The organism is Streptomyces sp. NPDC036815 (genome assembly GCF_055609205.1).
Genome location: NZ_JBVJPW010000027.1, coordinates 1 through 22,109, shown reverse-complemented (window position 1 = coordinate 22,109; position 22,109 = coordinate 1). Strand labels below are relative to the sequence as shown.

The following is a 22,109-nucleotide window of genomic DNA, read 5'->3' as shown; positions in this document are numbered from 1 at the left end:
GCTGGACGGGGCTATTTCTTGGTTCTGATCTCCACGAGCATGTGTTCGCGCCCCTGCTCGTCCGCGCTCTCGCCGACCGCGGTCCAGGTGTTCTTGTTGATGTCGAACGTCTTCTCCTCGGCGCCAACGGTCATGCCGACCCGGGCCGCGTAGTCGTTGCCCTTGACGGCGAAGACCGAGGGGATCTCCATGGCCAGGTAGCCACTGTTGCCGGTGGATCGGAAGCAGACCTTGTCGTTCTTGCGCGTCCAGACTTCGAGCAGATCGGTCGCGCTCGCGCACTCAGCGAGGATGACATGACCGTCCCCGCGCTTGAGGGTGATCTTCTTCTCCTCGAGGATCTTGTCGGCCCCCGGGTAGTTGAAGTCCTCGATGGCGTAACCGGGGGCCTCTTCCGCGACGGCCTCGACGTGGGCGTCGCGGCCGGGCGGACCCGGGTGACCGCCCGTCGCTATGAGCCATGCCAGTGCGGTTGCGGCCGTGGCGGCACCCAGAATGGGCGCTAGTGACCTGCGTACCTTCATCACTGTCCTAGTCGTCGCTTTCGAAGGAAATCTGAACCAACGGGAAACGCGGCAACCGACGAGTTCGGTATGCGACGCCAGGAATCCCCGGGCGCCACTCGCCAAGGCCGTTGCCTTCACCAGGGAATGGGAAGGCAGTGGAAACAGCGAGGGCATCTACCCGCACTCTCTCACCTCGTATCCAAACCCCCGCCCCGTCTCGCGTCCATCACCAAAATGCCTCACTCCCGGACAACTCGGCGGGCCGGGGGGTGAGTTGCATCACGTCCGTGAAAGGTTGTACGGGCCGCCGTAAAGAATCGACACGAAATTGATCTTGGAGTGATATCGCATCGCTTCTCAGGTGGCTCGATATTCGGCCACCCGCCACTGTTTTCCGTCGCTTTCGCTCCCGCACGGGCCCGCGAGACGTTTTTGTTTGCATAGTTCGCCAGACACGACATTCCGTCTGGCGATGTGCCGCACTCGCACGCCCCGCCGGGCGCCGACCCCGAAGGACCACTGTGGAGACCACTCTCTGGAGCAGACGTCGCGTTCTGGCGGCCGTCGCGGCCACCACGGTCGTCGCGGCCACCTCGAGCCTCGTTCTGACCCCCACGGCGGCCAGAGCCGACACCCCGCCGGACGACAGTGACGACGGTGACCCGTTCCAACTGCCCGACACCGACCGGGCAAAAGTCATTAAGGCGTGGCTGCTGGGCGGCAAGGCCGCCCGCGCCGCTGCGGAAGCCGCACTGACCGGCACCGACGCCGACATCCAGACCTTCCTGACCGCCGAACTCCCCCAAGCCACGGCGGAGGACAACCGGGTCGCCGTCATCACCGCCCTGGCCGCGGGCGGTAAGGGCACCCGGCGCGAGGCAACCGCAGCGATCGAGGGCGGCGACGCAGCCATCACCGACTTCCTCGGTGGCGGCTTCAAGGCGGCCATCGTGGAGGACCTGCGCGTGGCCACCACGACCGTGATGGCCAATGGCGACAAGGCCGTGAACCGGGACGGTAACGCCGCTTTGGACGCGGGTACCCAAGCCGCGTTGGAGACGTTCCTGACAGAAGGCCAGTACACCGCTCGAGCCGAGGACATGCGGTTTCAGGCGTCCAAACTCATGGTGGACGCGGGACCGGAGGTGCAGAAGTACGCCTCCCGGGCGCTGTCCGGCAGTGCCGAGGACGTTGAGTGGTTCCTCGACACCGGCCAGCACATCGCCCGCGCCCGCGATCAGGAATCGGCGAAGATCGAGGAACTCGTCGCGGTCGTCGAACGCGAGGGCAAGAAGGCCGACGCGAAGACGAAGCAGGCCGAGGAAGCCGCCGCCCGCGCCGTGGCGGCTGCCTCGAAGGCCAGGGAAGCGGCGGAGAAGGCCGCGGCCGAGGCCCAGGCGGCCCAGGACGATGTGCTCAAGTCCGGAAGGGCGGCCCGCAAGGCGGCCGAGTCCGCGAAAGGCGCGGCCAATGCGGCCCGCGTCGCCATCCGCGCCTCCCACGCCGCCATCCAGGCTTCCCGCCGCGCCGCCTACGCCGCGACCGCCGCGAGCCAGGCCGCGGCCACCGCCGGCTCGGCCGCGGCCAAGGCGTACGGTGCCGCCATAGCCGCCTCCAAGGACGCCTCCAAGGCATCCATCGCCAAGGACGCCGCCATCGCCGCCCGCAACGCCGCGGCCAGAGCCCGCACCGCGGCAAAGGCCGCCGGCTTCGCGGCCGCGGCCTCGGCCCAGGCATCCAGCGCCGGAAGCTCCGCCGCCTCGGCGGCCCGTAACGCCGCCGCTGCCGCGAACGCCTCCGCCACGGCCGCTTCCGCCGCGGGCAAGGCGCAGGCCGAGGCGGCGGAGGCCCGGCGGCAGGCGCAAATAGCCAGCGCCAACGCCTCGCTCGCCACCAACGCCGCCGGCTCGGCACAGGCGCTGGCGGACACCTCGGCGAAGGCGGCCCGTACCGCGCGTGATGCGGCGAACAGCGCGGCCGACCACGCCGAGAAATCCGCCGAGGCTGCCGAGTGGGCCGCCAAGTACGCGGGCCAGGCCGTCGAGTACGCAAAGAAGTCCACCGAGTTCGCCAACGAGGCCACCAAGGCCGCGAACCTCGCCACCGACGCCGTCAACCAGGCGGTCGAGGTGGAGAAGCAGGCGCGGGAAGCTGAATGGCAGCGCCTGGACGAGGACATGAAGCAGGCGATCGAGGAGTGTCGGCTGCTCGCGCAGATCGAGGACCAGGAGCGCGCGGAGATCGCCGAGAAGCGCACCCAGGTCCAGCAGGCCCAGCAGGCCACCAAGGATCTCATCGCGCAGGCCGAGTCGGCGCTCAAGGCAGGGGACAAGGATGGCGCCGCCGCCGTGGGGCGCAAGGCGGCCATCGCCCTGATGAACTCTCACGGCACCTGGTCGCGTGAGGCCGCCAGGTTTGCCCTGTGCGGCGCGGACGCCGACATACACACCTGGATCGACACCGACCGGCAGCTCGCGCAGAACCAGGACGACCGGGAGACCACTCTCTACCTGGCCCGGATCTCGGCCCCAGACGTCGCCGATGCGGCGACCAAGGCGTTGGAGAGCGACACCCCGGGTGCCGCCGCGGCGTTCCTCGGCGTCGGCGCCATCGAGGCCGCGGCCACCGACAACCGTGTCGTGCTCTCGCGCATCCTGGCCGACAACCCCACCGGCAGCGCGGTGTCGAAGGCCGCGAACGAGGCGATGAACGCCGGAACCGCCCAGGCCCTGCACCAATTCCTGAGCGTCACGTACGAGACGGCGCAGCGGGAGGACGACGCGGTCGCCACGGCCGCCGTCATCGCCAAGATGGGCCCATACACCAAGGCCCACGCCCAGGCGGCGATGGAGGGCCCGGCGTGGATACGCCGCAACTTCCTCGCCTCCGTGCAATACAAGACGGCGCAGCTCGACTACGACTCGGCCACCCACATCGCCGCCGTACAGGGTGCCATCGCCGCCACCGGGAAGATCGCGCACAAGGCTCAAGAGGACGCCGCGCGTGCGCAGGAGGCGGCGGCGAAGGCCCGCAACGCCGCGGCGGAGGCTCTGCAATGGGCGGACAAGGCGAGGAAGTCGGCAGAGAAGGCCGCCAGCTACGCGAGGCAGGCGGATGCGAACGCGGACGCCGCAGAGAAATCAGCGAAGGACGCGCAGGCCTCGGCCGACCAGGCCAAGAAGGCGGCCGCCACCGCCCGCACGGCCGCCCGCTCGGCGAACTATTCCGCCAACCGCGCTATGGAGTCCGCCGCCCGCGCGGTGGCCTCCGCCAACTCGGCTCAGGCGTCGGCTGCTTCGGCCCGGGCCTCGGCCGTCCAGGCGGGCAAGGACGCGAAGACGGCGGCAGCGGCAGCGAGCCAAGCACACCAGATCGCCACAGCCAAGCGGCAGGCCGAGATCGCAGAGGCCGCCAGGCGGGCAGCCGAGGAGGCACGCAGAGCGCGGGAGAGCGGAAAGAACCCGGCTGACACACCCGACAACGATGACTTCCGCGACCTCATCCCCCAGTGGAAGCTTGAGGCGCGACGGCTGGCGGACGCCACGAATACGCTCAGCGTCATCGCCGGTTTCGCTTCCGCCGGTTGCGGTCTTCTCAGCTTGTCGCCCCTCGCGCCGGTCACGGTGCCGCTCGCGGGAGGCTTCGCGATCGCCTCCCTCATCTTCACGGGGTTCAACGTCCTCTTCAGCGGGATCGGCTACGGATGGACGAGCGGCGAGCTCTTTTCGTCCCTCGCGAGCGCCGGTCTGTCCGTGCTCACCTACGGTCAGTCCAAGTGGATCGGTGCTCTGGGCGGAGGCAAGTACGCTACGAAGCTCTCACAGTTCGGGCACGACCTCGTCTCCCCGATCGGCGGCCTTCTCGGGTTCTAAGCGATCTCACCCCCTGGCGGCCTTGATCCCCATGCGGGTCTTGTGAAACGCGCGCTCTGGACAGCACGCAGGATCACGCCAAGGCCGCCCCCACGTCCGCCGAACTCTCTCCTGAGCGTTCAAGTTCGGGACGCAATTCAAGCCCGGAAGAAAAAGATCAAGCTGAGAGACGTCTGCCTGGCGGCGGCGCTCGGTGCGGGCCTGCTCGATCGGGGCCGGCTGTTCGCCGGCCACCTGCTCCGGTTGAGCCGATCCACCGCCTCCGTGATCGACGGGTCGACGCGGCTCGGGGCACAACGGCCTGGCGCGCGGCGAGCGCCTCATGGAAGTCGGCCGATCCCATCTCGCGCGGCTTCACCCGCACCTGCGTACGGACACCGGCGAGTCGTTCGACTCACGCGGCCTGAAGAAGCGCGCCCGCAAGGCCACTCGTCCCGTGCCTATCCCGCCCGTCCTGGTCGGCATAGTCCGCGAGCACATCAAGGAGTTCGGCGTCTCCGAAGACGGCCGCCTGTTCCGGGCGGTCCGGGGCGGACACCTCCTGTCCAAGGAGTACGGAGAGCTCTGGAAAACAGCTCGGCTCGCTGTGCTGTCGGAGTCCGAAGCAGCCTCGCCCCTGGTAGGGGTGCCCTACTCGCTGCGGCATGCGGGCGTCTCACTCTGGCTGGAGTCGGGCGTCTCCCCGGCAGAGGTCGCCCGTCGCGCGGGCCGCAGCATCGCCGTCCTCTTCCGCTTCTACGCGAAGGCCATCCACCGCAGTCAGGAACGGTCGAATCGCCAGATCGAGCGGGCTCTGGAGGCAGCAGAGAAAGAAGACTGACGCCGGTCCCACGCCCTCCGGTAGGCGCCGTCCTTCGCCCACCTTGGGCAGGGCGGCGCTTATGCGTCGTTGGCCAGTTTCCCTGTACCAGCGGAACTTGGCCCATTGCCATCAATATCTGACCCGCTGGGGCCCTACCAAGTGAGCCGTAACCCATCGGGGCACAGTCATAGCTGCTAGAGAGTCGCTACCTTGCGGTGGGCCGGTTCAGCTCCCACTGTTGAAAGCCATTACGCACCGCGCCGGTGAAGGCGTCGCCCCACTCTGGATCGCCATGGATGCGCCAGAGGTCAGAGTCCCGTTGCAAGCGGTGCAAGAGCAGCTTTGCGTCATCTGCCGCATGGAACAACCGCTTCTTTTGGGCAGCCACTGGGAGGACCTGAGTCACGGTGTCGAAGGGGATGACGGTGGGTCCGGCTGCCGTGAAGAAGACGAGACGGTTGAACGTCAGCACCAGCACGCCGTGTACCCATCCCCTACCCGACGCGTGCGCGATGCAGATGATGTACTCGTCGGCCGGTAGCTGCTGCTCGACTTGGCCGACAAGTTGGGCGTAGGGCTCCTGCCGTAGCTCCTGGGCATCTTGGGCAGGCATCTGCGCCAGAAGCTCTTCGAGGTCTTTTCTCACGTTTCCCCCTCGTGCGACAGCTGGTGCACACCTCCACCTCATCGTGGCAGGAAGCACGCGATACGCCTCCTTTGAGACATGCGTAAATCTCCTGGTCGCAACCAGCTCGCCCAGCGCCTGCGCAGCCATGAGCCTTGTCAGCGGGACGCCTCTCTCACTGAAGTGGTGAAATCCGTGCGGCAGCCGATCGCGCATCCCCCGGGCTCCGCCAGCACTCCGGGGGGTGGGTCGCCCTCAGCATGGGGCCTCTCTCACATTGGCCGCTACCTGGATGTGCTCCTCACCCCCAATGAGCGTGGCGGCATCGCGTGAAAGCTCATGTCTCAGAGAGCCCCTCGTACGCGGAAAGGGGTTGTCGGCATACTGGCCGGTGGCCCACCACTGGCCCAAAGTCCCAGGTGAAACGCCCCGTTCAGGCTCCATCGCGGTCCACGCCTGGTCCACACACACTGATCAACGGCGTGACAGACCCGGATCAGGGTGAGACACACCGCCACGAAAAAGGGTGCCCCTCAACGAGAGACACCCTTTTGACCAGCCCATACGCTGACCTGCTGCGGTGGGTGTGGGATTTGAACCCACGGTGACATCGCTGCCTCGACGGTTTACGGCAACGTTCCCGATCACGGTCACGGCGGATCACCATCCACCGGCGGGACGAAGGTGCGGCACCTCGCCGACGACACGGACTCCGTCCCGCCACTACCAGCACGGTCCGCCCCACCCAGCCCAGATCACCAGCAAAGACCGGCGTGCATCGATCCGAACGCATGATCTGCCCACTGCCCAGAGAGAACGGTCCGTACCCGAGCCTCCAATGACCGAAACAGAACGCCCTCTCAACTTCCGTCACTCACGGTAGATGTGACACGGCTTCTCACGCGGGCGGGAGGCGTCCTGATTCTGGACCTGTTGAGGATTCCGCATGCTTGTGTGTCACATTCCGCTGATCGCGGTTCCCCTTCCCTGAGTGCAGGCGGCATCCGGCCGCCACACAACAAAGGGAGACATCCACATGATCAACGATGTAGTGCCGCAAGGGCTGGATGCGGGAGCGGGCTTCGGGTTCGTGATGGACGCAGCGGCCACGCATGCCGGGTGGATCGCTTCAACCGGCGCGGTGGCGCTGTTGTGCTGGATGTGTTCTGTCGCCTGGTGGCGAGGGCGTTCGGTGCGCGAGCTTGCCCGCCGGCGGCGGTTTGTCATGGTGCCGGCGGCGACGTTCGATCCGCAGCTCGCCGACGTCGGCCAGGCCGCGGCGCGGCTGAGTGAGGCACGAGCTGCTGCAGGCCCGGTCCCCGAGCGGGCGGCAGCGACCCGGATCTGGGTGACGGCTGAGCCGGAGCGACAGCTGGGCTACAGCTGGGCTACAGCTGGGAGGGCCCAGAGCGTGCGGCGAGCGTACTGCGGCTTCCCGGGTTTCAGCAGGTCGAAGTGCTGGACGCCGGCGCTACCCAGGACCGGTCCATGCGGGTCCGGCTCGAGGGCATTGCCCCGCTCGCACAGGACGGTGGCCAGTGAGCCTGTCCACCCTCACCAAGAGCGTGCCGAGTCCGCCGCCCGATGCCGGCAAGGAACCTGGGGCGAAGCCGTATGTGGCGCGGGCCGAGCTGGTGCTGGCCCGCGCCGACCACCGGCCGCTGGGCAAGGCGTTCTTGGATCCCGATCCACTGGAACAGCTCGCGGCCGCGTGCGCCGAGGTAGGCACCGATGACGGTGAGGAAGCAGCTCTGGCCATGGACCTGTTGCCGGTGCCCGGGCGCGCTGTAGCCCGGCACCGGCGGCGCCTGGTGGCACGCGCGGCGCGGCCGCACGGCGTTCGGGAAGCAGCTGGACTCCGGCGGCCGGCGCGGCGGCTGGGCAGAGGTCTGGGGCGTGCTCAATGGCACGGATCTGCAGTCGGGAGCGAGGCCGCGGACGCCCCGGCAGTCCGATCTTGCCGAAGGCGTCGGGAAGTTCGTGCCGGGCGCCGAGGTGTATGCGCTGCAGGTGCTGGTGCGGTGTTCAGCTCGGCACCCCGCCAGGGCACGGGCGCGTCTGCATCAGGTGATGGCCGCGCTGCAGGCGCTGCAGGGAGAGAACCACTTCGTTGCTGTGGGGCCGAGGGTGGGGTGGTGGCAGCCGTACTCCAACGCGTGGTGGCTGCTGCGCGGGTTCGACCGCAGATTCACCCGCGGTGACTTCGCCCCATCGAGGCGCAGTTGGGTGGCCTGGCAGGAGATCGCCGGGCTGCTGAAGCCGCCGTCGGTGCACTGCACCGCGCAGGACGTGCTCCGCACCGGCGGGGTGGTGGCTCCCGCCCCTGCCACGCTACCGACCTGGACCGGGCAGCCGGACGTGCTGCCGCTGGGTGTCGTCACGGGTGCGGACGGCGCCCGGCGGATGGCAGGTGCGTGGACGGCGGAGGTGCTCTTCGGCGCCTCGTTCGGCAAGTCCGGCTACGGCAAGACCGAGCTGGCGCTCGTGCAGTGCGCCGCGCGCGCCTATGCCGGGGACGGTGTCTGGTTCCTGGATCCGCACCGCCTGGCAGCGCATCAAGCCCTACCTCGCGCATCCCGCGCTCGCCGGCCGGGTGTGGGAGATCGATCTGTCCCGCTCCCGGGATGAGGACCTGATGGCGTCCTGGACCTGCTGTCCATGGAAGGGCGGCGCCCCGATGAAATGCAGGAGGTCGTCGGCGCAGTGGTGGGGGCGGTCGCCTCCGCGCTCAGCTGGGGTGAGCGCGCCACCCGGGCCCGCACCATTCTCTCGAACGCGGTGCATACCCTCGCCGAGCTCTCGCACCTGATGGTGACCGAGGGCCACCCCGAACTGCAGCCGACCATTTTCCAGGTCTCCACGCTGCTGGAGGACGGGGACTGGCGCGAGCAGGTTCTGGCCCATCTCCCCGCCTCGTCCGGGAAGTACTGGCGGCGCTCGTTTCCCCATGTGGAACCGGCGGCGCTGAACGTGGTCACCAATCTGCTGTACCGGCTGGGCACTTCGCGGCCCCTGAAGGCCTTCCTCGGCTCGCCACGCTCGGGCTATGACCTGCGCGGGGCGATGGCCACCTCGGCGATTGTGGGCGTGTGCCCCGGGGAGACGGGTGAGAGCGACGAGCTGATCTGCGCGCTGCTGCAGTTCGACCTGTTCCGCGAGGGCATGGCCCGTGCCAAACTCGCCGCCGACCAGCGACCCGTCTGCTGGGCGTTCGTGGACGAACTCACCGCGGTCGACGGCTCCTCCCACGGCTACATCGCCAAGATCCTGGAGCAGCTGCGCAAGTACGGCGTGAAGTTCATGGGGATGACACAGATGGCCATGCGGCTGTCCGACACCACCCGCCAGGCGCTGCTGCAGAACCAGTCCTGGCTCTCAGTGACCGGCGCCGACTTCGACGAGGCGGCCTTCCTCGCCAAACGGATGCCGGGCCTGGACAGCCAGACCGTCCAGAAGGTTCCGCGCTACCACTACATCCAGTGGCTCGCCATCGGACAGCAGCTGGCCCAGCTTCGCGAGCGCCTTGGCCTCCCGCCCGGCGAGCAGGCCGCCGGCCCGGACGACGAGTACCAGGAGCAGCCCGTGGTGCCGACGACGCCGCGCCCAGCGCGGGGTTCAGCGCGACCGGCCGCGCGCCGATACCCGGAGGGGATGGACGTGACCCAGGTGCTGCGCATGGGCCCTATGGCGGGTCTGTCCCTGCCGCACACAGCCTGGTGCGCAATGTCGGGTTCGAGATGAGAGCCCGTCTCGGAATGCTCTCAGATGGCTCTAGGGCGGTCTCTCAGGAACGGCTAGAAGCCCCCTGAGTTCCATTTTGCAGCTGTATGGCTGAAGGGGAACCCTATCGCGTTGAAGGTAATTCCGATGCTGAATTGTGAGCTGCTTCACGGTGCGTCCGCCGGGCCCGTGATCAAGTAACTCTGAAGAGCGTGAAAGCGGCGAATTTCTGTCAAAAGTTGCGGCCGCTCCACGTTGCGCGAAAAGACGTAAGGAGAAGTTACGTGAAGCGTAATATCCTGCGAGTAAGTGCGGCCACCGCGATGGCCGCAGTCGCCTTTGGTGTCGCGGCGCCGGCCGCTTCGGCTGTTGAACATCACCGCACTGGGAACCTCGTCGCCGCCGCGGAGGCCGGGGCTGAGTTCGGAGCCGCCGAAGCCCGAACCCTGCTGAATGAGCCCAAGCTCCGCGCCGAACTCACCCCCGAAGCCGAGACCGCCCTGCATGCCGTGGCCGACGGCAGCGCTACGCAGGAAGAGCGTATCGCCGCCCGTGCGTCCGCCGTCAGCACGTTCTGGAATCTGCTCAAGAAGGCTGGCCCGTCCGTCGTCAAGGCGGCAAAGAAGGCAGCCGGCAAGTTCGCCACCTTCCGGAACTGGGTCAACGGCCTGTCCTGGTACAACCCGATTAAGCTGGCCTGGCAGGCTGCGGGTGCTGAAACTCAGTACCAGATATGGAAGTACGTCCACGACCACATCTGACGCATAAGCCGTAGGGGCCGAATACGCTCCCGAATTCGGCCCCTCGGTTGCTCATCTGTTCATCGCCGCCGGCTGCGGAAAGGACTCGACCTATGAAATCCTCGCGCCCTTCTCATTCCGATATTGCGGTCGGTTCGTCGCCCGGAAACCGCACTGAGACCGTGATCGGCACCCTTCTGCTCATGGCTTTCGTCGGCTTCCTATGCCTGTTCGTCGAGGACGTCCGGCACAATGACGCTCTTGCCGCTACCGGCCGTGTCCTGCACTGGGCGGCGGGAGCGGGCATCATCGTCACCATCATCATCACCCGTACCGTGTTGCGGCGCTGGAAGTCGGGGTTCGACTGGCTTTTTGCCGCGATGTGGGCCCTCCTCACGATCCTGACCTGGATGAACGGGGGCCTTTGATCCAGCAGAGCCGATTTCACTGAGCGCTCGCCCTGTGAGGTGTGTTTGGTCCGGGGGTCAGGTGCCGTGCCGGTTCGGGGTGGCTTGGCCGGTGATGCGACGGGGGCACCACAACTCATCCCCTGTCAGGCTGGAGCACGGCGTCCGCAGCCGTGAAGAGGAACCCCGACCCGCCCGGTACCGGCAGAATCCGCCCGCCAACCCGCCCCGCAAAGGCGTACCGACACGGTGCGCGGAGCACCCGAAAGCTCTCCGTAAGACCCGCTGCCGGGCTGCTGCGAACGGAGAGCTCTGTGTGTATCGAGCCCTCCCCCGTGGCGCGTGTACGAGATCAACAGGGGTTCAAAGATGGCCTCTGAGCCTCTACGCCTACACGCTGCCGAACGGCGGGCCGGGCCGGCCCTTCGTCCGGCTCGCGGAGGACGACACCGAGGGCGACACCTTCGACACCCACCAGCTGCCGGAGCTGGAGGCCTACCGGGACGCGCTCATCACGTCCCTGGCCGGGCTGACGGACTTCCTGCAGAAGATCCACGCCTGGGACTGGAAGGCGACTGTTACCGCTCGGACTTGGGACGAACAAGCCCGGCGGCTCCGGTCCTGCCAATCCAGGGCGGGCCGGGAGGATCAGTGCGCCGTATGTGATCCTGCTGCAGACACGACGGCCGAGCGCTGGTTTATCGAGCTGCTGAACTCCGTGGAGCCGTCAGGGCGCACGGGCCGGCGCTTTTCAGACGCCTGAAGGCGGAAGCTAGTGCTCACGCAGGCGTACGAACCGCATGGTCCGGTGCCGGGTCGTCCCCACCACGACCGCGGCGATCACCTCGGTGGTCACGCTGTGTCGGCCGCCCGGCAGCGGCTCTCCCAACGAGCCGGCGAGGGCTCGGCCCACCGAAGGGCGCTGGGTGGCGGGGAGTTGGCTGGTCTCGGCCTTCGTGCCATCCGCCAGTCGGACCGTGACGTGCGTGGGCCGGGCCGCGGGGCCCGCGATGGCGACCACTGCGGCGTCGACGGTCTCGGTGTGATGCGACTTGGCCCACCCAGCCCGACCACCTGCTGACACGTATAGAGTGCCCAGCCCTTTCGCGACGAGACCCTCAACGCCATTGGGCCGGAGCGCCTCGTACCAGGACAGGGCCTCATGCCGGCCGGTCGTGGCCAGGACGGGCTGCAGAGGCGTCGGAGAAGGCGGCGGCAGTGCACCCAGGCGTTCCATCCGTCCCTCCACCACCGCACAGCGCTCACCGTCCAAGACCGTGCCCACTGGGCAGTGCGTCTTTTCCAACCTCAGGTTGAGGCGTGACGAAGGGCGGGGATGGTCTTCACGGTGGCGCTGACTCGGTTGGTGCTGCAGCGGAGTTCCCGGGGGTGGCACCAGCCCTTCAGGGCGGCCATGGCTTGCTCGCCGAGGCAGCTGATCCTGGCGTGGGTCTGTTATGCCGACGTTGCTGCAGCTTGAGATGCAGGCTGCGGAAGGGCCCCGGGGTGATGCTGTCGCCGCCTTGATACGCCTTGTCCGCCCAGCACTTCACCTCCGCGTCGCGGGGGCTTGGTCGTCGGCAGTCTCCATGTCGTGGCGAGCGAGCGCCGGGAACGGTGGGTGAGGCCCACAGCAGTCGACCTGCCGCATCGGCGATCACCTGCCACTCGAGCCGGGCTCGTCGGACATGGCGGTGCCGACCGGGCTGAGAGCTACCGCGGAGTTGCGCACCGACCGGTGATCGGTCGGTGCGGACCCGGTCTACCGGTTCGCGGTTTCGCGAGAGGCGATCGGGTTCGTGCGACCGACCGCGCGGCCCACCGCGTTGCGCACCGCGAGGCCCGGCCGGGTGCGGGGCACCATGAGCCTGGAGAGCAGACCGACGCGTCGCTGCCGCGGGCCTACCTCACGACGGAGCCGCGACTCGTAGGCGGCGAAGGCGCGGGCGTGATCACCGGGGTGGGCGGCGAGCTCTTCTGCGAGGGCGTACGCGCCCGCCATCGCCATGCTGGACCCATCACCCAGCAGGGCCGTCGCCGCCGCCGCGTCCCCGAGCAGTACGACCCGTCCGCGGGACCACGAGGGCACCCTGACGGTGGTCAAGGGGTCGAAGAACGGAGCCGGGTGGTCGAGGAACGCCGCCACGAGTTCCGGTGCCCGCCACCGCACGTCGGCGTAGGCGTCGGCCACGGTCTGCTTGTGAAGGGCGATGTTCTTGCGGTCGTGGGGCGTCGGCCGTGCGGCCCGGAAGGTGAAGATCGCGAGCGGGGTGGTCCGCGAGGGATGGACAACCAGCATCCGGTTCGGCACGGTCAGCATCGTCATCTCGGTCGGGTCCTCGACGGCGTCGGGTTCCAGGGGGACGGTCGCGCCGTACAGGCCCAGGTCGCTGGCGAACTGCCGCTCGGGCCCGAATACCAGGCGCCGTACGGTGGAGTGCATCCCGTCGGCACCGACAACCAAGTCGAAGCGCCGCGGCGCGGACCGCCGGAAGGTGACGTCCACCCCGCCTTCATCCTGGTCGAGAGCGGTGACCGTGTCGTCGAACAAGAACTCGGCCTCGGTCTGCGCCGATCGGTGGAGCACCTCGGACAGGTCGGCTCGGGTCACCTCGACCGTCGGCGCCTTGTCCGAGGTGAGCGGGAGTTGCAGGATTCGCTTGCCGTCGGGGTCGAGCAGGGTCAGCGACCGATTGCGGGTGGCGAGTTCGCGGAGCTGCGGGAGGATGCCCATGCGCTCGGCGACCGGGATCGCGGGCCCCTTCACGACGATCGCGCTGCCACCGGAGCGCAGCTGCCGGGCGTGTTCGACGACCGTCGGCCGGTAGCCGTTCCGGGAGAGCCAGTACGCGAGTGCGGGCCCTGCGATTCCGGCACCGACTATCAGCACCTCGGGCTTCTTCATGACGATGACCTCTCGGAGTGTCGATGACCAGGTCCCCGGCGAGTGCCGGGCCGGGTCTGGGGGCGCGGCGGCACGGGGCGGTGCAACCGGATCCAGGTACGAATAATTTCGTACCTCATCAGGGAAGCACGCTCTTCAGGTACGATGCAAGTCGTACCTGAAGGAGGTGCCGCATGGCCGGGAGGAACCTGGACGGCCCGGAGGCCGATGCGCTCGATCTGGGTGCGGTCTTCCGTGCCCTCGCCGACGAGCACCGTCGTTCGGTGATGACGGAGTTGGCCACCGACCGCAGCGACAGCGAGCGGGGCTGCAACTCGTTCGATCTTCCGATCTCGAAGCAGACCCAGACCCACCACTTCCGGGTCCTGCGCGAGGCAGGTCTCATTGACGAGATCGACTACGGCAACCGAAAGGGTGTCCGACTACGACGCGCGGACATCGAGAAGAGATTCCCCGGGCTCCTCGCGCTCCTGGGAGCAGGGCCCCCGGCCGATACCGCTCCTCGCTGAGCACACCCGAGGGGCGTCCGATTCGGCCCTGAGCCGCGAGTTCGACCGAGTCCAGCTCGTGCCCGGCTCGCAGGGAGCCGGGCACGACGCGGCCACGAAGGGGATCGGTGTCGCTTCGATCACCGTCCCGCGCTCGTGATCGGCGCCTAACACTCCCGCGCGCGCTCCCTCACGCCACCACCCACTGAGGTTTCCTCAACCTGCGTGCGGAGCGGGGCCACTGGGGATGAAGGCGGGGGTCCGGGCGTAGAGAAGCTCCTGGTAGATGGGTGCGTGTCGAGTCCACGCCATCCTGCCGGGAGCTTCCGCATGCTCATCTACCCAGCCGGGGTCGATCTGTCCACCTCCGCTCTGCGCTTCCTCGCTCGTGAACTGACCGCACGTCGTCTTGCGCAAGGGACACGATCGCGCCGGCTGGCCGCCGGACGGCAGGCGCTGCTCGTGCTGGCCCATCTAAGACGCGGCCATACCTACGCCCAGCTCGCAGCCGGATTCGGCGTGGGCACCACCATCGCCTACCGTTACATCGCCGAGCCGTCGACATCCGGGCCGCTGTGGCTCCAACCCTCGCCGAGGCGGTGGGGGCAGCCTCCGGTAAGGCGTTCCTGATCCTGGACGGTACGTTGCTGCCGATCGACCGGATCGCCGCCGACCGACCCTTCTACTCCGGGAAACACACGAAGCACGGCATGAACGTGCAGGTGATCGCGGACCCGGCGGGACGGTTGCTGTGCGCCTCGCCCGCGCTGCCCGGATCTGTCCACGACATCAAGGCCGCGCGAGAGAACCGGGCGGTACTCCTCGATGACGGCGCCGATGGCCCGCCATCCGTCCGCCTTGATATATGCGTTGTTGAGCTGTCCACGGACTATCGTCCAGCGTCACATCAATCAGGGGTTGGCGGGTGTACTTCACCCGTGGGGACCCGGTGTGGCCGGGGATAGCGACACCGTTCATACGGGAATTCAGCGCCCTGTTCTCCGGTCTCGACCAGCGGTTGGACGACCTGGGTTGGCCCTGATGGGCAGCCGTTTCTGATCAGTCCGGCAGGCCAGTACGCGTGGCGCTGAACCGCTACTTCCCGGTGTGGTTGGCATCATCTCCGTGGAACACCCAGGCCACCCATGCCCGTGACCTGAGACCGGCCCCGTTGATCTGGACATGAGAGCCGAGGTGGTCGTCAGCTCCGACGACGATCCGCAGGGAACCGCAGGTCGGCGACCAGGCGGACTCCGCGGTGGAGGGTCTCGATGCTGGACATCGGCGTTGCAGAAGTTTCCCCCTGGACACCTGAGTCTTCTCGCTAAGGCCGGCGGTCTTGAGGTCGGGGTGCTTGTGGAGACGGTAGCGGGATAGCCAGGCCGGTCTTGATGGTGTCGAAGGCCACCAGGGTCTCGTAACGCCTGATGTTGTCATCGGCCTTGAACAGGCGGTCGCCGAGGCGGCCACAGTCGCGCATGCTGCGCGCTGCCAGGACGATCACGTAGTCCCATGGCCCCGCGACGCGATAGCACTGCTGGACCTGTGGTTCGGCGCGCATCCGGTCGGCGAACACGCGGTGGTGTTCGAACGATTCCTGGTTCAGGGTCACCAGGACCGTCGCCAGGACGGTGGGGCCGAAGCGGTGCGGGTCGAGGACGGCGACCTGCCCGGCGATGAGGCCGTCCTTGCGGTAGCGGGCGATCCTCCGCTGGACGGCGCTCGGTGAGAGCCCGACCCGTTCGCCGAGCTCGTGCAACGTGCGTCCGGCGTCGTACTGGAGCAGGTCTAGCAGCACGGCGTCTATCTCGTCCAGGCGTGGTGGCGGCGATTCAGGCATGCAAAATTATTGCGTCTCGACGCGATAATTCTCAATCGCTTCGATCAAGCGTTCGGTTAGCGTCGGTCACGTCCGCAGGCTCCACGGAAGCCGAAGGGGAGGCGCATGGACCTGGATGTGGCGCGCATCGAGAACGCCGTGCAGGTGATCGATCCGGTATTCCTCAATACCCCGCAGTACCTCGACGAGCAGCTGTGCAGGGCGTTGGGCGACCGCGCGGTGACGGTGAAGGTGGAAACGGCCAATCCGGTGCGCAGTTTCAAGGGCCGGGGCGCCGATCTGATGCTGAGCACACTGGCTCCCGGAACGCCGGTGGTGTGCGCGAGTTCGGGCAATTTCGGGCAGGCCGTCGCCTACGCGGGACGCGCCCGCGCGATGCCGGTCGTGGTGTTCGTGCCAGAGACGGTCAATCCTGCCAAGCGCGAGCGGATGGAGACCTTCGGCGCCCGCGTCATCGCGGCGGGGGCGGACGGCCTGTCGGCGCGCAGCGCCGCGGCCGTCCACGCCGAACGTCATCCTGACCACCTCTATTTGCAGGATGGCCTTCAGGCGGCCATCGCTGAGGGCGCCGGGACGATCGGGGTCGAGCTGACCCGTGGTGCGCCGGGCCGCCCTGGCTTCGACGCCGTCGTGCTCCCGGTCGGCGATGGCGCGCTGATCAACGGAGTGGCGTGCTGGCTGAAGAAGCACGCACCCGGCACCCGGATCGTGGGGGTGAACGCGGAAGGCGCCCCCTCGATGCGTGAAAGCCTGCGCACTGGTCGCGCGGTCCGCCTCGAACACGTCCGCACATTCGCCGACGGCATCGCGGTGCGCACCCCGCTGGAGGCCTCGGTGCGGCGGGCCCGCGCGCTGGTGGACGAGATCGTCCTGGTGTCCGACCACGCCATCGCCGCCGCCATGGAGCTGGCGGCGCGCACGCTGGGGATCGTCCTGGAACCGGCAGGGGCGGCGGGCCTGGCGGCGATCGCCGAGGGCGCGGTCGCCGGCGGCCGGTTGGCGACGGTGCTGACCGGTGCCAACCCACGCCCCGAACAGCTCCGCGAACTGGCCGCCCGGCTCACCGGCCCCGCATAGGCGCCGAGTTGCGCTGACGCACGACCTTCTTGAGAACAAGGGAGAAGACATGGATGAGACCACTGCTGCCAAGCGGCCACCGCAGCCGGATTTCTCGGCGATCACGACGGAAGAACTGATCGCCTTCCGTGCTGCGGAGAACGGCTGGCGGGCGTCCGGCGCGGCACGGGCGCTCCTTGGCTCACCCGATCCCGGCGCCGCGATCGAGTGGCAGGACGTCGCGCTGCCGGGCCGCTCCCTGCCGGTCCGGGTGTACCGGCCGCTGCCGACGGGCGACGGTGAGGCCGCCACCCACCGCGACCTGCCTCTCGTGATCCATGTCCACGGAGGCGGATGTGTGGGCACGGCGGCGCAATGCGACTGGACCAATAGCCGGCTCGCGGCCAGGCTGCCCGCGCTCGTGGTCTCGGTCGAACACCGCCTGCTCGCCCCGGGAACTCCGCTGTCGGCAGCGGCCGACGACGGCTGGGACGTGCTCCGGCATGTGCTGCGGCACGCCGCACAGTGGGGTATCGACCCGACCCGCACGGCTGTCTTCGGGGAGAGCTGCGGCGCACTGATCAGCGCGCTGACGGCCATCCGGGCCCGGGCCGCCGGCCTGGAACTCACGGCGCAGGTGCTGGTCAACCCCGTGGTCGACGTGACCGCGACGATGTTCGACCATCCCTCGATCGCCGAGTACGCATTCAGCCCGACTCCTGCCCTGCCGCTACTGCGGCTTTTTCAGCAGCTCGCCGTCCCGCCGGGCCACGACGCCGACGCGGTCTCGCCGCTGTCCGCGGACGACCTGAGCGGGCTCGCCCCGGCGCTCGTGATCGTGCCCACCCGGGACGCGGTCGCCGACCACGGCCGCCGCTATGCCGAGCGGCTGGGCGAGGCAGAGACCTCCGTACAGCTCTCCGAATACCCGGAAGCACAGCACGCGTTCCTCACATTGCCCGGCGTGGAGCCGCAGGCCGAGGCCGCCCGGGCAGAGATCCTCGCGTTCCTCCGCGCAGCCCTGGCAAGGTGACGGAGGAACGACGCGCCCCGCCCTCGGGCCCGACTGCCCGGTGGACTCCCGACTCGGCCTCAGCTGTATGAACAGGCCCGGAACCTACGGTCCTTCCGACCCGCACGAGGCCGCGGCCACTGTGCTGGAGCCCCTCGATTCGGGCGTCACCGTGTTCGGCACCGGCGACATCTGCAGCGACGGAGCAGACGAGGAACTTCTCGTGCCCAGCCTCGCACCGCGACCCCACCGCGCCGGCCACCAGGGCCGGAGACCACCGCATCGCCTGGGGCCTGATCCCAGCCGGTTCGCCCAACGATCTGCGGCGTGCCCGCGAAGCGTCGTTGCGCCAGCTGCGCATCGACCACATCGACCTGTACTACCTCGCCCGCTTCCACCCGGTGAAGAGAGAAGGATCCTGATGACGAAACCAGCCCATACCCGAGGAGTGCTCGGAGCGATGTCCGCGGGCCTTGCGCTCACTGTCCTCGTGACGACCGCCTCGTACGTAGACCGCGACACCACCCATCTGCTGGCCGACCACATCCACGCCGGCTATCCCAGCTACTCCCGGGCACGGATCGACTCGGCCGTCACCGATTACCTGGTCGTCCTGTCCGTCATCGGAGCACTCGGCGTCCTCGCCTGGCTCACGGCGGCCTGGGCCGTCAGAACAGGCAAACGGTGGTCCCGCCCCGCCGCGACCGTCCTGTTCATGCTCGGTGCCGGCACCGGACTGGCCGGGCTGCTGACGAAGGACACCTCCGGCGCGACCGGACTGCCGCCGGAGCTGGGTTGGGCCGGGATGATTCCCAGCCTGGCGGGCGTCGTCGCGGTCATATTGCTGTGGAGAAGATCGCGACCGACGTGACGTCGGCTTCGTTCGAGTCCGCACGTGAGGAGCCGACGGCAATCATCACGACGGTACGGATCCGCATCAGCACAGGTCACGACTACCGAGCGCCGTGGAGGAAGGCCGCTACACCATTCGGCGGGACGCCATCCTTACCCGTGCTGTGCTTCCCGAGCGTCATGGGAAGGGTTCGGCTCTTCCTGAGTGAGATCGCGGTCAGGCCATGAAACTGTATTGGTTGCTGGTCAGCTGAATAGAGACGCTGATGTTCGGCGGCGAGACGCTGCTCCCGGTAAGCGTTCGGCGGAGACCTTTGAATTTACAGACGGACGTATTCAGGTATCGCCAAGTTAAGAGTGCATGTACAGAACATCCATCGATGCATGTGGAGCAATGAGCACTCCTCCCCTCCACGCGTCTGGTCGTCCTTAGGGAATTTTTGTCGTGAATTGTGGTGAAGAGTGAAGCCGGCGCGGGTACTGCGGGACCTGACGCTGTTCGATGGGGAACGTGTAGCCGGCAGTCACGCGGGCTGCGCCGACATAGACACCTGGATCGCCCAGAACGGCTCGACGATCACTGCGGGCGTCGGAGTAGACGCGGCGCTGAGCCACGGCTAGGGCACGCTGGTCCGTGCGGACAGGCTGATGGCGGAGGAACGACTACCCGGCCGCGCCCGCATCGCTCAGGAGGCCAGCACCCGGCTTCATACGCGCCGCTGTGATGCCGAAATCAGCCATTGCGTCAACGAAGTCGAGAACGAGTACAGGGCGACACTAAAAGAGATCAAGGGTCTGGTCTCAGGTGCCGCTCCTATGCGTAGGATGTGCGCGTCGCATTCCCCTGTCCCGGAAAAGGAATTCTTGTGACGTTTCCTCGACACGCAATATCGGCGGCTTCGCCGCGAGGCCCCTTAGCCGGTCGTGTTCTGCGCACGATCGGTTCGGCCGTCGCCCTGACCGCGGCTCTCGTCTCCGTGACGTTCGGCGCATCACCGGCCGTGGCCGCCTCGAACGCGGCACCGGGAGCTCCCACCGGCGCGACCGGCACGGTGCTGAGCAGCAAGGGCAGCGATGGCCACTGGTATGCGAGCCAGACGCCGACCCTGCGCGCGGCCGTTCCCGACGCCGACAGCGCCACGTTGCGGCTGGACTTCGAGCTGTCGAAGCGCTCCGACTTCGAGGGCGGGGGTGTGGTGTGGACCGGCTCGCTCACTGATATTGCCGCCGGACAGAGCGCGAACATCATCGTTCCCGCCGGAACGCTCCAGGACAACGGTCGCTATCGCTGGCGCGTACGCGGTTTCGACGGCACGTCCTACGGCGCCTGGTCGATCGGCTACGAGCTGACCATCGACGGGAGCGCTCCCGCCGCGCCGAGCGTGAGCTGCCCCGGCTACCCGACGAACGTGTGGACCCCCCGTATCAGCGGCGGAACACCGTGCACCTTCGACACGGTCTCAGGTGACGGCGTCGGGTATTTCTGGGGACTGGACGACCCCGACCCCACCAAACTGGTCAAGGACCAAGCGGGCGAGGGCGGCAACCCGCTCAGCGCCACCATCGTCCCTAACTACGGCCGACACACCCTCTTCGTGGCGGCGGTCGACCGGGGCGGGAACATCTCCGCCGTTACGGAATATCCCTTCAACGTCGGGTACGGAAGCCTGAACAGCCCGGCGGACGGTGACTCCATCGTCAAGCCGGTCGACAGCGACACCACCACCCGCGCGGTCACCCTCGCAAGCGAGGCGCCGTCGGACAAGTACGGCGTCACCTACCGCTACAAGGCGATCGACACCGACGCCTGGACGGCCGTACCCGTCAGTGATGTCACCACGAGCACCGGCGGCAATCTCGCAGCCTGGCCGCTGAAGCGGACGGACCCGAGCGTTTCATTCGTTTCGCTCGACTGGAACGCGAACAAGACCATTAAGGACGCGGGCCTCACCTCGACCGCGTTCCAGGTCGTCGCCTGCTTCACCGACAAGGTCGCCGGGAATGAGCAGTGCTCCGGCATGTCAACCATCACCGTGAAGGACCCGAGCCTGCCTGAGGACAGCGACTGGTCACCGCTGCCTGCCGAGACCTGCCAGGAACTCGCGGCGTCGGGCGCCGGTGACTTCGACGAGGACTGCGGCGTCGGCTCCGATATCAGCATGGGCTCGGAACTGGACGCCTCCCAGGCTGTCCCGGACGGGCGCGTAGCGGCTGCGGCGGCTCCTCGTTGGAAGTACCGCGACGTATCCGCCTACGTATGCGCCTTCAAGTCGAAAGCGAAGTGGGGCAAACCGTCGGGCACCAGGTGTGCCACGGCCAACGCGCAGTTGAAGGGCACGTTCAAGTACAACGGCTCACGCGTGTACGCGCACTGGTACGGCTGCGCCGACAATGACACCAAGGGATTCAAAGTCAACATCAGCTGGTGCGGTACCTGGAACAACGGAGCCAGCTCGCGCGCGGACTCGCGCAGCAACTTCATGAACATCGGCATGAACGGCACGTACACGCTGGGCGGCATCAAGAAGGTGAACTTCTGGGTCCGGATCGACGCCTGGCCGGGTGGCGGGGTCAGCCTGCGGAACGGTCGTTGATCCAGAAAACGTCAGCGCACAGGCGACAGCCTGCCCCCATCGCCCGGTCGGCTCCGGTGACCGGGCGATGCGGCTACGTCCTCTCCTGGCACCCCTCGGCCGTCCAAAGGTGGCCAATGCGTGTTGTGATCCCCGGCGTTGTGTACCGAGTCCGGAGCCGTGCTTGGTGTCACGTCGGCGATCAGTGACTGCATGCCCAGGTCCCGCGACCGGTCGGCTGACCCAGACCGCGCAGGGCGGTCTGTACGTCGGACCGGCGACACCCGCGTCGACACGTACCGCCTCCTCGCCGCCCAGGACCAGGACCCGCGCGACACCGACACCGACATCGACCCCGCCAAGTGCGCGGCCTACTACGAGCATTCGTCGTGTATCTCGTTGAGCACAGCGGTCGTCAGTCGCAGCAGGGCGTCCGGGTTCGGGAAGACCTGCACCACGTCGGTGCGGCGCTTGAGCTCGCGGTTGCTCCGTTCCAGCGGGTTCGTCGACTGGATCTTCTTCCAGTGCTGAGCAGGGAAGACAGCGAATGCTGTGAGGCCGTCCTTCGCCTCCAGGTGCATCTCTTTGGCCTTGGAAAACAACAGGCCGAAACGACCTCTGAGAGGTCGTTTTCACCTGGGGTATGCGGATATCTAGCTGTTTGCGGAGGGCGATGGTCTGGTGTCGATGGGGCTGACAGGCCGACTGCGA

17 protein-coding genes and 2 pseudogenes are annotated in these 22,109 nt (G+C 67.8%); 13 read left to right on the top strand and 6 right to left on the bottom strand.

Features of this window, described 5'->3' with window-relative positions; all coding sequences use genetic code 11:
• Positions 1–11: 11 nt before the first annotated feature.
• Positions 12–524 (bottom strand): hypothetical protein, encoded by a 513-nt coding sequence (locus ACZ69I_RS34895; RefSeq protein WP_467682569.1) that lies wholly within the window; start codon positions 522–524, stop codon positions 12–14.
• Positions 525–1,027: 503 nt separating this feature from the next.
• Between ACZ69I_RS34895 and ACZ69I_RS34890 the strand changes: the two genes are divergently transcribed.
• Both ACZ69I_RS34890 and ACZ69I_RS34885 read left to right on the top strand, forming a co-directional pair.
• Positions 1,028–4,378, top strand: a complete 3,351-nt coding sequence (locus tag ACZ69I_RS34890) for an ALF repeat-containing protein (protein WP_467682568.1) — start codon at positions 1,028–1,030, stop codon at positions 4,376–4,378.
• Between the two features lie 322 nt (positions 4,379–4,700).
• A complete protein-coding gene (locus ACZ69I_RS34885; RefSeq protein WP_467682567.1) occupies positions 4,701–5,198 on the top strand; it encodes a hypothetical protein in 498 nt (165 codons plus the stop codon).
• A gap of 187 nt (positions 5,199–5,385) precedes the next feature.
• Here ACZ69I_RS34885 and ACZ69I_RS34880 read toward each other — a convergent pair whose 3' ends face one another.
• A complete protein-coding gene (locus ACZ69I_RS34880; RefSeq protein WP_467682566.1) occupies positions 5,386–5,826 on the bottom strand; it encodes a hypothetical protein in 441 nt (146 codons plus the stop codon).
• Positions 5,827–7,701: 1,875 nt separating this feature from the next.
• On the opposite strand from ACZ69I_RS34880, the gene ACZ69I_RS34875 reads away from it, so the two are divergent.
• The 5 genes from ACZ69I_RS34875 to ACZ69I_RS34855 all read left to right on the top strand — a co-directional run bounded on the left by ACZ69I_RS34875 (position 7,702) and on the right by ACZ69I_RS34855 (position 11,435).
• The gene (locus ACZ69I_RS34875) at positions 7,702–8,433 is read left to right on the top strand and encodes a hypothetical protein (RefSeq protein ID WP_467682564.1); all 732 of its coding nucleotides are present in this window, start codon (positions 7,702–7,704) and stop codon (positions 8,431–8,433) included.
• A 30-nt stretch (positions 8,434–8,463) separates the two neighbouring features.
• The gene (locus ACZ69I_RS34870; protein ID WP_470836543.1) at positions 8,464–9,546 is read left to right on the top strand and encodes a hypothetical protein; all 1,083 of its coding nucleotides are present in this window, start codon (positions 8,464–8,466) and stop codon (positions 9,544–9,546) included.
• A 263-nt stretch (positions 9,547–9,809) separates the two neighbouring features.
• Positions 9,810–10,286, top strand: a complete 477-nt coding sequence (locus ACZ69I_RS34865) for a hypothetical protein (RefSeq protein WP_467682562.1) — start codon at positions 9,810–9,812, stop codon at positions 10,284–10,286.
• 92 nt (positions 10,287–10,378) lie between these two features.
• Positions 10,379–10,693 (top strand): hypothetical protein, encoded by a 315-nt coding sequence (locus ACZ69I_RS34860; protein WP_467682561.1) that lies wholly within the window; start codon positions 10,379–10,381, stop codon positions 10,691–10,693.
• A gap of 295 nt (positions 10,694–10,988) precedes the next feature.
• Positions 10,989–11,435, top strand: a complete 447-nt coding sequence (locus ACZ69I_RS34855) for a hypothetical protein (RefSeq protein ID WP_467682560.1) — start codon at positions 10,989–10,991, stop codon at positions 11,433–11,435.
• Positions 11,436–11,444: 9 nt separating this feature from the next.
• Here the strand turns inward: ACZ69I_RS34855 and ACZ69I_RS34850 are convergent, their stop codons facing one another.
• Both ACZ69I_RS34850 and ACZ69I_RS34845 read right to left on the bottom strand, forming a co-directional pair.
• Complete coding sequence (locus ACZ69I_RS34850; RefSeq protein WP_467682559.1) at positions 11,445–11,756, bottom strand: hypothetical protein; 312 nt, start codon at positions 11,754–11,756, stop codon at positions 11,445–11,447.
• Positions 11,757–12,434: 678 nt separating this feature from the next.
• On the bottom strand, positions 12,435–13,577 hold the full coding sequence (locus tag ACZ69I_RS34845; RefSeq protein WP_467682558.1) for an FAD-dependent monooxygenase: 1,143 nt from the start codon (positions 13,575–13,577) through the stop codon (positions 12,435–12,437).
• Positions 13,578–13,750: 173 nt separating this feature from the next.
• On the opposite strand from ACZ69I_RS34845, the gene ACZ69I_RS34840 reads away from it, so the two are divergent.
• Both ACZ69I_RS34840 and ACZ69I_RS34835 read left to right on the top strand, forming a co-directional pair.
• Positions 13,751–14,086: an ArsR/SmtB family transcription factor gene (locus ACZ69I_RS34840; protein WP_361389005.1), complete on the top strand. Its 336-nt coding sequence runs from the start codon at positions 13,751–13,753 to the stop codon at positions 14,084–14,086.
• Positions 14,087–14,395: 309 nt separating this feature from the next.
• Positions 14,396–14,874 (top strand): annotated as a pseudogene (locus ACZ69I_RS34835) (transposase family protein); the annotation flags it as partial.
• A 515-nt stretch (positions 14,875–15,389) separates the two neighbouring features.
• On the opposite strand, the gene ACZ69I_RS34830 reads toward ACZ69I_RS34835, so the two are convergent.
• A complete protein-coding gene (locus ACZ69I_RS34830; RefSeq protein WP_467682557.1) occupies positions 15,390–15,905 on the bottom strand; it encodes an Lrp/AsnC family transcriptional regulator in 516 nt (171 codons plus the stop codon).
• A gap of 105 nt (positions 15,906–16,010) precedes the next feature.
• On the opposite strand from ACZ69I_RS34830, the gene ACZ69I_RS34825 reads away from it, so the two are divergent.
• The 4 genes from ACZ69I_RS34825 (at position 16,011) to ACZ69I_RS34810 (ending at position 21,419) form a co-directional block, all read left to right on the top strand.
• Positions 16,011–16,982, top strand: a complete 972-nt coding sequence (locus ACZ69I_RS34825; protein ID WP_467682556.1) for a threonine ammonia-lyase — start codon at positions 16,011–16,013, stop codon at positions 16,980–16,982.
• A gap of 49 nt (positions 16,983–17,031) precedes the next feature.
• A complete protein-coding gene (locus tag ACZ69I_RS34820) occupies positions 17,032–17,994 on the top strand; it encodes an alpha/beta hydrolase (RefSeq protein ID WP_467682555.1) in 963 nt (320 codons plus the stop codon).
• Positions 17,995–18,433: 439 nt separating this feature from the next.
• Entirely contained in the window at positions 18,434–18,844 is a 411-nt protein-coding gene (locus ACZ69I_RS34815; protein ID WP_467682554.1) for a hypothetical protein, read from the top strand.
• An 808-nt stretch (positions 18,845–19,652) separates the two neighbouring features.
• Positions 19,653–21,419: a hypothetical protein gene (locus ACZ69I_RS34810; protein WP_467682553.1), complete on the top strand. Its 1,767-nt coding sequence runs from the start codon at positions 19,653–19,655 to the stop codon at positions 21,417–21,419.
• 362 nt (positions 21,420–21,781) lie between these two features.
• Here the strand turns inward: ACZ69I_RS34810 and ACZ69I_RS34805 are convergent.
• Positions 21,782–21,991, bottom strand: a pseudogene (locus tag ACZ69I_RS34805) (transposase); the annotation flags it as partial.
• Between the last annotated feature and the right edge of the window lie 118 nt (positions 21,992–22,109).